Origin of the sequence: Sanguibacter keddieii DSM 10542, assembly GCF_000024925.1 — a bacterium.
GTDB classification, from domain to species: Bacteria; Actinomycetota; Actinomycetes; order Actinomycetales; family Cellulomonadaceae; genus Sanguibacter; species Sanguibacter keddieii.
The window spans coordinates 764,180-775,989 of sequence record NC_013521.1; the positions used below are offsets into that span (position 1 = coordinate 764,180).

8 protein-coding genes are annotated in these 11,810 nt (G+C 72.5%); 3 read left to right on the forward strand and 5 right to left on the reverse strand.

Annotated features, from left to right (window positions below; translation table 11 throughout):
- Window positions 1–44 precede the first annotated feature (44 nt).
- Entirely contained in the window at window positions 45–1,751 is a 1,707-nt protein-coding gene (locus SKED_RS03265; RefSeq protein WP_012865699.1) for a bifunctional 3'-5' exonuclease/DNA polymerase, read from the reverse strand.
- 221 nt (window positions 1,752–1,972) lie between these two features.
- Between SKED_RS03265 and trpS the strand changes: the two genes are divergently transcribed.
- The gene (gene trpS / locus SKED_RS03270; RefSeq protein WP_012865700.1) at window positions 1,973–3,061 is read left to right on the forward strand and encodes a tryptophan--tRNA ligase; all 1,089 of its coding nucleotides are present in this window, start codon (window positions 1,973–1,975) and stop codon (window positions 3,059–3,061) included.
- On the opposite strand, the gene SKED_RS03275 is transcribed toward trpS, so the two are convergent.
- Window positions 3,039–3,653 carry a TetR/AcrR family transcriptional regulator gene (locus SKED_RS03275; protein ID WP_012865701.1) on the reverse strand — a complete coding sequence of 205 codons (615 nt, stop codon included), beginning with the start codon at window positions 3,651–3,653 and terminating at the stop codon, window positions 3,039–3,041. The two genes, trpS and SKED_RS03275, sit on opposite strands and share 23 nt — an antisense overlap.
- A gap of 171 nt (window positions 3,654–3,824) precedes the next feature.
- On the opposite strand from SKED_RS03275, the gene SKED_RS03280 reads away from it, so the two are divergent.
- Entirely contained in the window at window positions 3,825–6,116 is a 2,292-nt protein-coding gene (locus tag SKED_RS03280; RefSeq protein WP_042438507.1) for an MMPL family transporter, read from the forward strand.
- Window positions 6,117–6,176: 60 nt separating this feature from the next.
- Here the strand turns inward: SKED_RS03280 and SKED_RS03285 are convergent, their stop codons facing one another.
- The 3 genes from SKED_RS03285 to SKED_RS03295 are packed head-to-tail and all read right to left on the reverse strand — an operon-like array spanning window position 6,177 to window position 10,142.
- Window positions 6,177–6,692, reverse strand: a complete 516-nt coding sequence (locus tag SKED_RS03285) for a hypothetical protein (protein ID WP_012865703.1) — start codon at window positions 6,690–6,692, stop codon at window positions 6,177–6,179.
- Window positions 6,693–6,745: 53 nt separating this feature from the next.
- The gene (locus SKED_RS03290) at window positions 6,746–8,197 is read right to left on the reverse strand and encodes a cation:dicarboxylate symporter family transporter (RefSeq protein ID WP_012865704.1); all 1,452 of its coding nucleotides are present in this window, start codon (window positions 8,195–8,197) and stop codon (window positions 6,746–6,748) included.
- Window positions 8,198–8,201: 4 nt separating this feature from the next.
- The gene (locus SKED_RS03295) at window positions 8,202–10,142 is read right to left on the reverse strand and encodes a phosphoenolpyruvate carboxykinase (GTP) (protein WP_012865705.1); all 1,941 of its coding nucleotides are present in this window, start codon (window positions 10,140–10,142) and stop codon (window positions 8,202–8,204) included.
- Window positions 10,143–10,269: 127 nt separating this feature from the next.
- On the opposite strand from SKED_RS03295, the gene SKED_RS03300 reads away from it, so the two are divergent.
- Complete coding sequence (locus tag SKED_RS03300; protein WP_012865706.1) at window positions 10,270–11,739, forward strand: helix-turn-helix domain-containing protein; 1,470 nt, start codon at window positions 10,270–10,272, stop codon at window positions 11,737–11,739.
- Window positions 11,740–11,810 lie beyond the last annotated feature (71 nt).

An 11,810-nucleotide genomic window follows, 5' to 3' on the forward strand; every position in this document is an offset into this window, starting at 1 on the left:
GTCGTGGCTCGGACGGCATGGCTCGGCGGGCGTGGCCTCGGCGGCTACTTCGCGTCCGAGTATGCCGTGACCACGGCAGTCGTGAGCCGGAACTCGACGGGCGACCCCTCGAACAGCAGCCGTCCGGCCTCGTGCGCCGTCTCCTGGACCAGGGTCGCGACCTCGTCGGCGAGCCCCGTCGGGGTGTGGACCATGATCTCGTCGTGGAGGAAGAACGCGAGGTGCGGGCCGTCGGTGAGCCCCTCGCTGAGGGCTCGCAGGCGGAGCCGGAGCAGCGACATCCAGCACAGCGCCCACTCGGCGGCCGTGCCCTGCACCACGAAGTTCCTCGTGAAACGTCCCCACGAGCGTGCCTGGGTCCGGACGGCCTCCTGCTCGGCGGCCGACCCGCCCTCGGCCGACGCCGCGGAGTGGGCCGAGCGCCACTCGGCGCTCGGCAGGGGTGAGCTGCGGCCCAACCAGGTCGACACCACCTCACCCTGCTCACCCGCCCGTGCCGCCGCCTCGACGAGCGCGAGGGCCTGCGGGAACGCGCGGGTGATGCGCGGCAGCATGCGGCCGCTCTCGCCCTGCGTCCCGCCGTACATGGCGCCGAGCATCCCGAACTTCGCCTGCTGACGGGTCTCGACCGCACCCGTGGCGACCATCCCCTCGTACATGTCGGCGGCCCGCCCGGCCTCGGCCATCGCCGCGTCACCAGACATCGCCGCGAGGATGCGCGGCTCGAGCTGCGCCGCGTCCGCGACCACCAGGGACCACCCGGGGTCAGACCGCACGGCGCTGCGGATCTGGTGCGGGAGCTGCAGCGCCCCACCGCCGTCCGAGGCCCACCGCCCCGTGACCACGCCGCCGGGCACGTAGACCGGGCGGAACCTGCCGTCGGCCACCCAGGTGTCGAGCCAGTGCCACCCGTTCGCGGTCATGAGCCGCGACATCTTCTTGTACTCCAGCAGCGGTGCGATCGCCGGGTGGTCGATCTGCTGCAGCTCCCACGAGCGCGTCGACGTGGCGGGCAGCCCGGCCGACCGCATCGACCTGAGCAGCTCGACGGGGGAGTCCAGGTTCACCTCGACGCCGAGGGCGGCGCTGACCTGCGCCGCCTTGGCCTCGAGCAGCGCGGGCCGGTACCCGAGGGCGGGTCGCGGGCCCAGCAGGTCGGTGAGGATGCGGTCGTGCTCGACGACGTCCCACGGCACGCCCGCGACCGTCATCTCCGCGGCGATCAGCGCACCGGCCGACTCGGCCGCCAGCAGCAGCCACAGCCGGGCCGACTCCGGACGGCCGTCCAGGCCGACCGCGGCGTCGAGGGCGCGGTGCTGGTCGCGGAGCTCGGCCAGCGGGTCGAGCGTGACGGGCGGCGCGAGGTCGAACAGCCGGTCCGGCGCGGCCGTGGCCGCGGTCGGCGCCTCGTCCCAGGCGGAGCGGGGCGCTGTCGCATACCCGGTGCGCGCGGTGAGCGCGCTCGCCCGCAGGATCGCCCGGCACAGCCGCAGGTCCCAGCAGCGCGTGACCCGCACGCCCGCGTCGAGCAGCGCGCGGTACGTCGTCGCCGTGTCTGCCCACACCCAGCGCAGGCTCGCGTCGGGCGACGTGCCCTCCGGGGTGCACTCCGCCTCGCGCTCGCGGACCAGCCCGGCGAGGTCGTCGAGGGACACCGTCTGCTCGGCCACGACCGGCAGACCGGCCTGCGCCCGGTCGACGTCTCGCACCGAGACGGACCCGTCAGGCTGCGGGCAGAGGACGACGAGCATGCCACCAGTGTGCGGCCACCCGCCGACAGGTGCGGACAGCAGAGGACGACAGCCCCGCCCAGGGCGCGCGGGTATAGCCTGGCCCGATGATCACGCGCGCATGGTGGTGGCTGCCTCAGCAGCCGTGACCTGTCGTGTCCCCGAGCTGCTCGCCGCAGCCGGGTCGACATCGTCGTGCACCCTCGGTCTGGGTCGAGCCGCTCCCCACCGAGGAGCCCCAGATGACCACCGCACCACCCCAGACCAGCACCACGACCGCGTCGGTCGCCGCCGCCCGTACCCGGAGCCTCGCGCTCGAGGACGAGATCGCCCGCGACCCGTCGAGGTTCCGGGTCCTCACGGGGGAGAGGCCGACCGGTGCGTTGCACGTCGGCCACTACTTCGGGACCCTCACCAACCGTGCTCGGCTCCAGCAGGCGGGGGTCGAGCTGCTCATGGTGATCGCGGACTACCAGGTGATCACCGACCGCGACGAGCCCGGTGACCTGCGGTCAACGGTCCGCGAGATCCTCCTCGACTACCAGGCCGCCGGGATCGACCCGGAGCGCACCACGGTGTTCACCCACTCCGCGGTGCCCGCCCTCAACCAGCTCGTCCTGCCGTTCCTCAGCCTCATGAGCGTGGCCGAGCTCGAGCGGAACCCGACGGTCAAGGAGGAGGTGCGGGCGAGCGGCGGGCGGGCCATGAGCGGGCTGATGCTCACGTACCCCGTGCACCAGGCGGCCGACATCCTCTTCTGCCGGGCGAACCTCGTGCCCGTCGGCCAGGACCAGCTGCCGCACCTCGAGGCGACCCGCACCGTCGCCCGCAGGTTCAACCACCGGTTCAGCCCGGCTTGCCCGTACTTCCCCGAGCCCGACGCGCTGCTCGCGCCGTCCCCCACGATCCTCGGGTCCGACGGCGCCAAGATGAGCAAGAGCCGTGGCAACAGCCTGCTCGTCTCGGCGACCGAGGACGAGACCGCAGCGTTCGTCCGACGGTGCGTCACCGACGCCGAGCGCCACGTGACCTACGAGCCCGACCGCAGGCCTGGTGTCGCGAACCTGCTGACCCTCGCGTCGCTGTGCACCGGGGCCCCGCCCGAGGCGGTCGCCGACGAGGTCGGCGCTCAGGGGGCAGGGGTGCTCAAGGCGCTGGTGACGGAGGCGCTCGTCGAGCACCTCCGACCGGTGCGGGCCCGTCGCGCGGAGCGGGTCGGCTCGGGCAGCGACCCGCTGGAGGTGCTCGAGCGGGGGAACGCGCGGGCGAACGAGATCGCCGCAGCGACGCTCGACGACGTCCGCGAGCTCATGGGGACGTCGTACCGCTGACCGAGCACCGGGCGTCGCCGGTGTCCAGGGCGATCTCCTTCGCGACGGCGGGGACGAGCATGCGCCATGCCCACCCGGAGGCCTGCTCGGGGGACGGGCGCGGGACCATGTCAAGCCAGGCGGTGAGCACGCCGACGAGGGAGCCGGTGATGCCGGCCGCGACGATCTCGAGCGGCATCTCGGTCTCGGGATGGTCCGTGTGGTCGCTGACGCCCTGGGTGACGACCGCGTTGATCCGCGCGCCCAGGCGCGCCGACGCGATGCTCGACCCGCCCTCGCCCAGGGCTCGCCGGTACAGCGCGGCGTTCTCGTCGAGGTGCTCGACGTAGCGCACGAGCAGGTCCGGCGGGTCGTCGGTCAGCTCGAGGGTGCCGGCCTCGTCGAGGTCGGCACCCGCCTGGCGTGCCCGCGCGTCGAGGGCGTCCGCGAGGAGGGTCTCCTTGTCGGCGTAGTGCTGGTAGAAGGTGCTGCGGTTGATGGTCGCCCGGTCGGCGATGTCGGCGACGGCGATCTCGTCGAGGTCGCGCTCGCGGGCGAGCGAGAGGAGCGCGTCCTGCAGCAGCGCTCGGGTGCGGGCGATCCGGGGGTCCATGTCCTCATTCTGTCAGGAGAGGGGCGTGTGCGGAACCCGCTAACCGACACGTGTTGCGTAGACGACGATCGTTGCTTACGGTGGCAGTGTCGTCCGACGGTGTACGACGTCGCGGCCCCACCGCAGTCCGTCTCCACCCCCCGGGACCTCCCGGACGACCAAGGGATCACCATGGCCTCCTTCCTCTACAGGGTCGGGCACTTCTCGTTCACCAGGCGGTGGATCGTGCTCGTCACCTGGCTGCTCGTGCTCGCCGCAGCCGGCGCCGGTGCGCTCGCCTCGGGTATCAAGCTCACCGAGCAGCTGACCATCCCGGGCGTCGAGTCCGCGACCGCCCAGACCATCCTCGAGGAGCGCTTCGGCGAGGCAGCCTCCGGCGTGGGCTCCGGCACGGGCGGTGCGGCCGCGGCCGGCGCCGACGCCGAGCAGCCCGCCTCCACCCGCTTCGTGGTCCAGGCCCCCGAGGGCACGAACCTCGTCGAGGACGGCAGCCTCCAGACCGTGCTCGGCGCCCTCGCCCCCGTCGGCGAGCAGCCACAGGTGGCGTCGGTCTCCGACCCGACCCAGACCGGGACCGTGGCGCCTGACGGCGGCGCCGTCTACGTCGACATCCAGTTCACGGTCCCCTCGGACGACGTGAGCGACGCGACCCTCGACACCATCGCCACCGCCGAGACCACGCTCTCCGACGACGGCTTCACCGTCGCCGTCGCCGGCGGTCCCTACACCGAGCCCCTCGAGTTCCTCGGCCCGACCGAGCTCGTCGGCGTCGTCGTGGCGCTCGTCGTGCTCCTGGTGACCTTCGGGTCCTTGCTCGCCGCCGGCATGCCCATCCTCAGCGCGCTCCTCGGCGTGGGTATCGGCGTCGCCGGTGTCCTCTCGCTCTCCGCGGTCGTCACCATCTCGTCGGCCACCCTGACTCTCGCCCTCATGCTGGGGCTCGCGGTCGGGATCGACTACGCGCTGTTCCTGCTCTCCCGGCACCGGCAGCAGCTGGCCGAGGGCGTCGCCCCGGCCGAGTCCGCCGGGCGTGCCGTCGGCACCGCCGGGTCGGCGGTCGTCTTCGCCGGGGCCACCGTGGTCATCGCCCTCGCCGGTCTGTCCGTCACCGGGATCCCGTTCCTCGCGACCATGGGTCTGGCTGCCGCGGCGACCGTCGCGATCGCCGTCCTCATCGCGATCACGCTCCTGCCCGCCATCATGGGCTTCGCCGGTGAGCGCCTCGTGCCCCGGGGCCGTGCCGCGGCCCGTGCGCAGCGCTCCTCCAAGGCGGAGAACCGTTGGGGTTCCTTCGTCACCACGCACCCCGTCTGGACCCTCGTGGTCGGCGTGCTGCTGCTCGGCACCGTCGCCCTCCCCGCGACGCAGATGCGCCTCGGCCTGCCCGACGCCGGCCAGGAGCCCGCGTCGTCGCACGACCGCCAGGCCTACGACCTGCTCGCCGAGGGCTTCGGCCCCGGCATCAACGGTCCGCTCGTCGTGCTGATCGACGCCGAGTCCGACCCGTCCGTGCTGCCCACGGCGATGGAGCAGATGACCACGGCACTCGACGGCGTCGCGAACGTCGCGGCGGTGGCTCCCGCCACCCCGAACGGTGCGATCGAAGGCATGGAGGCTCCCGAGGGCACGCCCCAGGCCGACGCGGCCATCATCACGGTCATCCCGACGACCGGCCCCAACGCCGAGGAGACCGCGGACGTCGTCCACGACATCCGAGACGTCCGCGGCGCGGTCGAGGAGGCCACCGGTGCCACGGTGTGGGTCACCGGCGCGGCTGCGGCCAACATCGACGTCACCGAGAAGCTCGCCGACGCCCTCCCGCTGTTCCTCGCGATCGTCGTAGGTCTCGCGATCGTCCTGCTGCTCGTCGCGTTCCGCTCGCTCCTCGTCCCGCTGACCGCGGTCCTCGGGTTCCTGCTGACCGTCGCCGCCGCCTTCGGTGCCACGACGGCCGTCTACCAGTGGGGCTGGCTCGCCGACGTGTTCTCGGTGGCGACCCCCGCGCCGCTGCTGAGCTTCATGCCGGTGCTCCTCGTCGGCGTGCTGTTTGGGCTCGCCATGGACTACCAGGTGTTCCTCGTGTCCCGCATGCGCGAGGACTTCACCCACGGGGCCGACGCCATGCGCGCCGTGCGCTCCGGGTACGCCCACGGCGCCCGGGTGGTGCTCGCCGCGGCGCTCATCATGATCGCCGTCTTCGCGAGCTTCGTGTTCTCGGGCAACACCACCATCGGCCCGATCGCCTTCGCGCTCGGCTTCGGCATCGCGGTCGACGCCCTCGTGGTCCGCATGACCATGATCCCGGCGGTCATGGCGCTGCTCGGTCGCTCGGCCTGGTGGCTGCCCCGCTGGCTCGACAAGGCGCTGCCCAACGTCGACATCGAGGGCGCCTCCCTCGAGACGAGCGGTGCGACGCACGGCTCGAAGAAGGACGACGAGCACGCGCCGAAGACCACGGCCTGACTTGCGACGGCTGTCCCTGACCGCCCCTCGTCACCGGTGCACACCGGTGACGAGGGGCTGTCACTGGCACTCCTCGGCACTCACGTCCAGCTCCGGCCGGACTCTCGAGATCCAGGCACGGACGTGAGCCAGCTCCTCGTCGTCGGCGAGGACCACGGAGTGGGAGCGCCCGTCCGTGGTACGGATGCCGAAGCTGGGACCGGTGCGGTTCGCGAGAGCGAGCACCCCACCGCTCGCCAACCTCAGCCCGATCCCTGGGCTCTTCCACGGTGCGGCCGACGGCCAGTACTCGACGGATGCGATCCTCGTGAGGGGGATGGTCCGCGACAGGACGGGCCAGTAGACGAGTCGGAGCCCGTCGTCGCCGCCCTCGACCCAGTGGGCCGCCAGTGCGAGCGGCCACATGCAGATCGCCATGAACGCGATCACCGCGAGCAGGGGCGATGGTGCGCCCTCCGGGTCCGCGAGCTCGCCGGGGAGATAGAGCACCCCGACCCAGGGCGTCGTGAAGGCGATCGCTCGCAGCCAGAGGTGGAGGTGGATCTTGCTGGTCGCCCAGGTGCTGGAACCGGCCACTGCTGGCCGGCTCCGACGTCCGCGGTGTCCTGCCGACGCTCCTTCTCCTCCCATCAGGTCGTCTGGGCCGGGTGGACTGCCGGTGCGCTGCTGGCCGGCTCGGTGGGCGCGACGCGTGGGTTCGGGTCGACAGGCTGCTCCGGCTCCACGGGCTGCTCCTCGCCCGGGCGAGGAGCATCGGCGCTCAGGAGGGCGTCGACGTCCACGCTGCCGGGGTCCGCGAGCACGGCGCGCAGACGCTCGCGGTCCAGGTCGCCGGTCCACCGGGCGATCACCAGGGTGCCGATCCCGTTGCCGGCCAGGTTGGTCAGTGCCCGTCCCTCCGACATGAACCGGTCGATCCCCACGATGAGCGCGATCCCCGCCACGGGGATCACCGAGTCGAAGGCCGTGAGCGTGGCCGCGAGCGTCACGAGCCCCGCCCCGGACACCCCTGCCGCGCCGTTCGACGAGACGAGCATGAAGGCGAGCAGTGCGACCTGGGTCGTGAGCGGCACCTCGATCCCGAAGGCCTGAGCGATGAAGATCGCCCCCATCGCCATGTAGATCGCGGTGCCGTCGAGGTTGAACGAGTACCCGGTCGGGATCGTCATGCCGACCACGTGCCTCGGGGCGCCGGCCGCCTCCATCTTGCGCATGATCCGAGGCAGCACGGTCTCGGATGACGAGGTCCCGAGCACGATGAGCAGCTCGTCCTTGATGTAGCGCAGGTACCGGAAGACCGAGAACCCGGCGATCCGGCAGACCGGCCCGAGCACCAGCAGCAGGAACAGCAGGCAGGTCAGCCAGAACGCCCCCATGAACGCCGCGAGCGATCCGAGGATCGCCGAGCCGTTGCTGCCGATGGTGAAGGCGATGCCGCCGAAGGCCCCGAGGGGCGCCGTCCACATCACGAGCCGGATGATCCCGAACATGAGGTGCGCGAAGGTGTCGAGCGCGCGCACCACGCCGTCGGCCCGTGCCCCGAGAGAGGTGACGGCGACCGCGACCAGCACGGCCAGCACGAGCACCTGCAGGAGCTGCCCGTCGACGAAGGCACCGACGAAGGACGCGGGTACGAGGTCCAGCACGAACGAGGTCATGCCGGTGTCCTGGGACTCGGTCGCCGCGATCGCCGCGTCGGCCGCAGAGGTGTCGAAGGTCGCGAGGTCGAAGCCCAGGCTGGCGCCGGGACGCAGCACGTTGATGACCACCAGGCCGATGCCGAGCGCGAAGACCGTGGTGATGTTGAAGTACAGCACCGTGCGCAGCGCGAGCCCGCCGGCTCTGGCCAGGTTGCCCATCTGGGCGATGCCGACCACGATCGTCGCGAAGATCGTCGGGGCGATGACCACCTTGACGAGCTTGATGAACAGGTCCGCCATCCAGCGGGTCTTCGCCGCCTGGTCGGGGGCGACCAGCCCGAAGACGATCCCGAGGGCGATGGCGACCAGCACCCAGACGTAGAGGTGGTGGTAGAACCGCCGGCGTCGCCTGGGGGAGACCGCGGCAGCCGGTGCTGCCACGGCCTCAGTCCTCGCTCGCCGGGGTGACATCGCGCCCGTCGTGCTCTGCCAGACGCCCGCGCAGCGCGGCGAGCTCCGCGTGCAGCGCCGGCGGGACGCGGTCGCCGAAGCGTCGGAAGAACTCCTCGGTCGACCGCACCTCCTCGGCCCACGAGACCGGGTCGACGGCGAACAGCGCGGCCGTGGTCTCCTCGCTCAGCCCGAGCCCGTCGAGGTCGAGCGCCCCCGGCGCCGGGACGAGACCGAGAGGGCTGGGGACCGAGGCCGCTCGTGCACGAGGCGGCAGCTCGGCGGGCGAGCGTCCGACCGGCGACGTGACCGGGTCGCGGGTCTCCGTGCGGCGGGCGATCCACTCGACGACCCGGGAGTTCTCGCCGAAGCCGGGCCACAGGTACCGGCCGTCCTCGCCGGTGCGGAACCAGTTGACGGAGAAGATCAGCGGGCGCCCCTGGTCGGACAGCCGAGAACCGGTCTCGACCCAGTGTGCCCAGTGGTCTGCCATGTCGTACCCGCAGAAGGGCAGCATCGCGAAGGGGTCGCGGCGCAGCTCACCGACCGTCCCCTCGGCGGCGGCCGTGCGCTCCGACGAGATGGTCGCGCCGAGGAAGACCCCGTGCTCCCACGAGAACGCCTGGGCCACGAGCGGCACGTTGGTCGCGCGCCGGCCGCCCAGCACGATCGCGTCGACCACCACACCGGCAGGGTCCTCCCAGGTGTCGGCGATCGTGGGGCACTGCGCCGCGGACACCGTGAACCGGGCGTTGGGGTGGGCAGCGGGCCTCCCCGACGCGGGCGTCCAGTCCTGCCCCAGCCAGTCGACGAGGTGGTCGGGCGGCGTGTCCGTCAGCCCCTCCCACCAGACGTCGCCGTCGTCGGTGAGCGCGACGTTGGTGAAGATCGTGTCCCGCGCGATCGTCGCGATCGCCGCGGGGTTGGTCGACGGCCCGGTGCCGGGCGCCACCCCGAAGAACCCGGCCTCGGGGTTGATCGCCCGCAGGCGGCCCTCGTCGTCGGGCCGCATCCACGCGATGTCGTCCCCGACCGTCTCGACGGTCCACCCCGGGACGGTCGGGCGCAGCATCGCGAGGTTCGTCTTGCCGCAGGCCGAGGGGAACGCGGCAGCCAGGTGGAACACCCTCCCCTCGGGCGAGGTCACCCGCACGAGCAGCATGTGCTCGGCGAGCCAGCCCTCGTCCCGGCCGATCACCGACGCGATGCGCAGCGCGAAGCACTTCTTGCCCAGCAGCGCGTTCCCGCCGTAGCCGGAGCCGTAGGACCAGATCTCGCGGGTCTCGGGGAAGTGCGAGACGTACTTGAGGTCCGAGCAGGGCCACGGGACGTCGTCGGCGCCTTCCACGAGCGGGGCGCCGACCGAATGGACCGCGGGGACCCAGGGAGCGCCGTCCCGGATCAGCCGGTACACGTCGCTCCCGGTCCGGGTCATGATCGACATGCTGACGACCACGTAGGGGGAGTCCGTGATCTCGATGCCCACCTGGGAGAGAGGCCCGCCGACGGGGCCCATCGAGAACGGCACCACGTACATGGTGCGGCCGCGCATGCACCCGGCGAAGGCTGCCGCCAGCTCGGCGCGCATGAGCGTCGGGTCGCGCCAGATGTTGGTCGGCCCGGCGTCGGACTCCTGCTCGGGGCACACGAAGGTCCGCGACTCGACCCGCGCGACGTCGGACGGGTCCGAGCGGGCGAGGTAGCTGTTCGGTCGCAGGTCGGGGTCGAGCGGCAGGAGCGTGCCCCGCTCGACCATGAGCCGGGTGAGGCGCTCGCGCTCCGCGTCCGAGCCGTCGCACCACACGACCTCGTCGGGCTGGGTGAGCGCCGCGACCGCCTCGACCCACTCGGCGTAGGGGAGCGGCAGGGGAGTGGTGCGGGGTGGAGCGGCGTGCTGGTCCTCGCGCTGGCTGCGGGCGTCGGAGGTGAGCGTCATCGCTGGTCCTTCCGTGTGGTGGGTCGGTGCGGCGGAGGTGCGCCTGCTCTCACCCTGCGACCGCGCTCGCGAGCCTTCAACCTCGCAGACCTGGCAAGAAGCACCGAAGTTGCCATATCGTCAATACATGACAGAGCGGTCAGAGCGCACGACGTCCACCGACCTGCTGACCCTCGGGCGTCGGGTCCGCCACTTCCGCACCGGCGCGGGCCTCACCCTCGAGGACCTGGCCGAGCGGACAGGCGTCGACACCAGCCAGCTGTCACGCATCGAGAACGGGCTGCGCGAACCGCGCCTCTCGCTGCTCGACGCGGTCGCGGGCGCACTCGGGGTCCCCGTCGCGACCTTGCTCGCGAGCACGCCGCCCACCCGGCGTGCGGGTCTCGAGATCGAGCTCGACCGGGCGCAGCGCGACCCCTTCTACCCGACGCTCGGCCTGCCGCCGGTCCGCCCCAGCCAGCGCCTGCCGCTGCCCGTTCTCGAGAACCTCGTCGGTCTGCACCGGGAGCTGGCGCGCCGCGCCACCCAGGCCGTCGCGACCCCCGCCGAGGCCCGGCGGGCCAACACCGCGCTGCGGCTCGACATGCAGGCGCGCGACAACTACCTCCCTGACATCGAGGAGGCGGGGGAGGAGCTCGTCCGTGCCGCCGGGTACACCTCCGGAGCGCTCACGCACCGCACCGTCGCGCGGATGGCCGAGCACCTCGGGTTCACGCTCCTGCACGTCGACGACCTCCCGCGCTCGACCCGCACGGTCACCGACCTCGTGCACGGGCGCATCTACCTGCCGCCCGCCTCGATCCCCGGCGGCCACGGCCTGCGGTCGCTGGCCCTCCAGGCGATCGCGCACCGCGTGCTCGGGCACACGAGGCCGACCTCTTACGCGGACTTCCTGCGCCAGCGCCTCGAGATCACCTGCTTCGCCGCCGCGTGCCTCGTGCCCCAGGGGGCCGCGGTCGAGTGGCTCGTCGACCGCAAGCGGGAGCGCGACCTCGCCGTCGAGGACTTCCGCGACGCCTTCGGAGTCACCCACGAGGCCGCTGCCCAGCGCCTGACCAACCTCGCGACCGTCCACCTCGGCATCCAGCTGCACTTCCTGCGGGTCGGCGACGACGGCGGGCTGACCCGCGGCTACGAGAACGACGGGCTCCCTCTCCCGGTCGACGTCACCGGCGCGATCGAGGGGCAGATCGTCTGCCGGCACTGGTCGGCGCGCAGCGCCTTCGCGCGACGCGACCGCACGACGGAGACGTACCAGTACACCGACACCCCGGCAGGCACCTTCTGGTGCTCGACGCAGACCGGGACCACCTCGGCGGGCGACTTCTCGGTGACCGTCGGGGTGCCCTTCGACAGCGCGCGGTGGTTCCGCGGCCGTGAGACCACCGTGCGCCGGAGGTCGTCGTGCCCGGACGAGGGGTGCTGCCGTCGTCCGCCAGCCGACCTCGTCGAGCGGTGGTCGGCGGCCGCCTGGCCGAGCGCCACCATGCACCAGCACGTGCTCTCGGCGCTCCCGACGGGCTCGTTCCCAGGAGTCGACGACACCGAGGTCCTCACCTTCCTCGAGCGCCACGCGCCGTCGGACGCAGCCGACTGACCGAGGGCGCTCGAGGCAGTTCCCAGAAAACTCGCAGGACACAGTCGGTGGACAGCCAGGGTTCTTTCCTA

Bases quoted from the DNA above. Each gene is read 5' to 3' on its own strand.
- SKED_RS03300 (WP_012865706.1), top strand. From the start codon at position 10,270: ATGACAGAGCGGTCAGAGCGCACGACGTCCACCGACCTGCTGACCCTC.
- SKED_RS03275 (WP_012865701.1), bottom strand. From the start codon at position 3,653: ATGGACCCCCGGATCGCCCGCACCCGAGCGCTGCTGCAGGACGCGCTC.
- SKED_RS03265 (WP_012865699.1), bottom strand. From the start codon at position 1,751: ATGCTCGTCGTCCTCTGCCCGCAGCCTGACGGGTCCGTCTCGGTGCGA.
- SKED_RS03295 (WP_012865705.1), bottom strand. From the start codon at position 10,142: ATGACGCTCACCTCCGACGCCCGCAGCCAGCGCGAGGACCAGCACGCC.
- SKED_RS03280 (WP_042438507.1), top strand. From the start codon at position 3,825: ATGGCCTCCTTCCTCTACAGGGTCGGGCACTTCTCGTTCACCAGGCGG.
- trpS (WP_012865700.1), top strand. From the start codon at position 1,973: ATGACCACCGCACCACCCCAGACCAGCACCACGACCGCGTCGGTCGCC.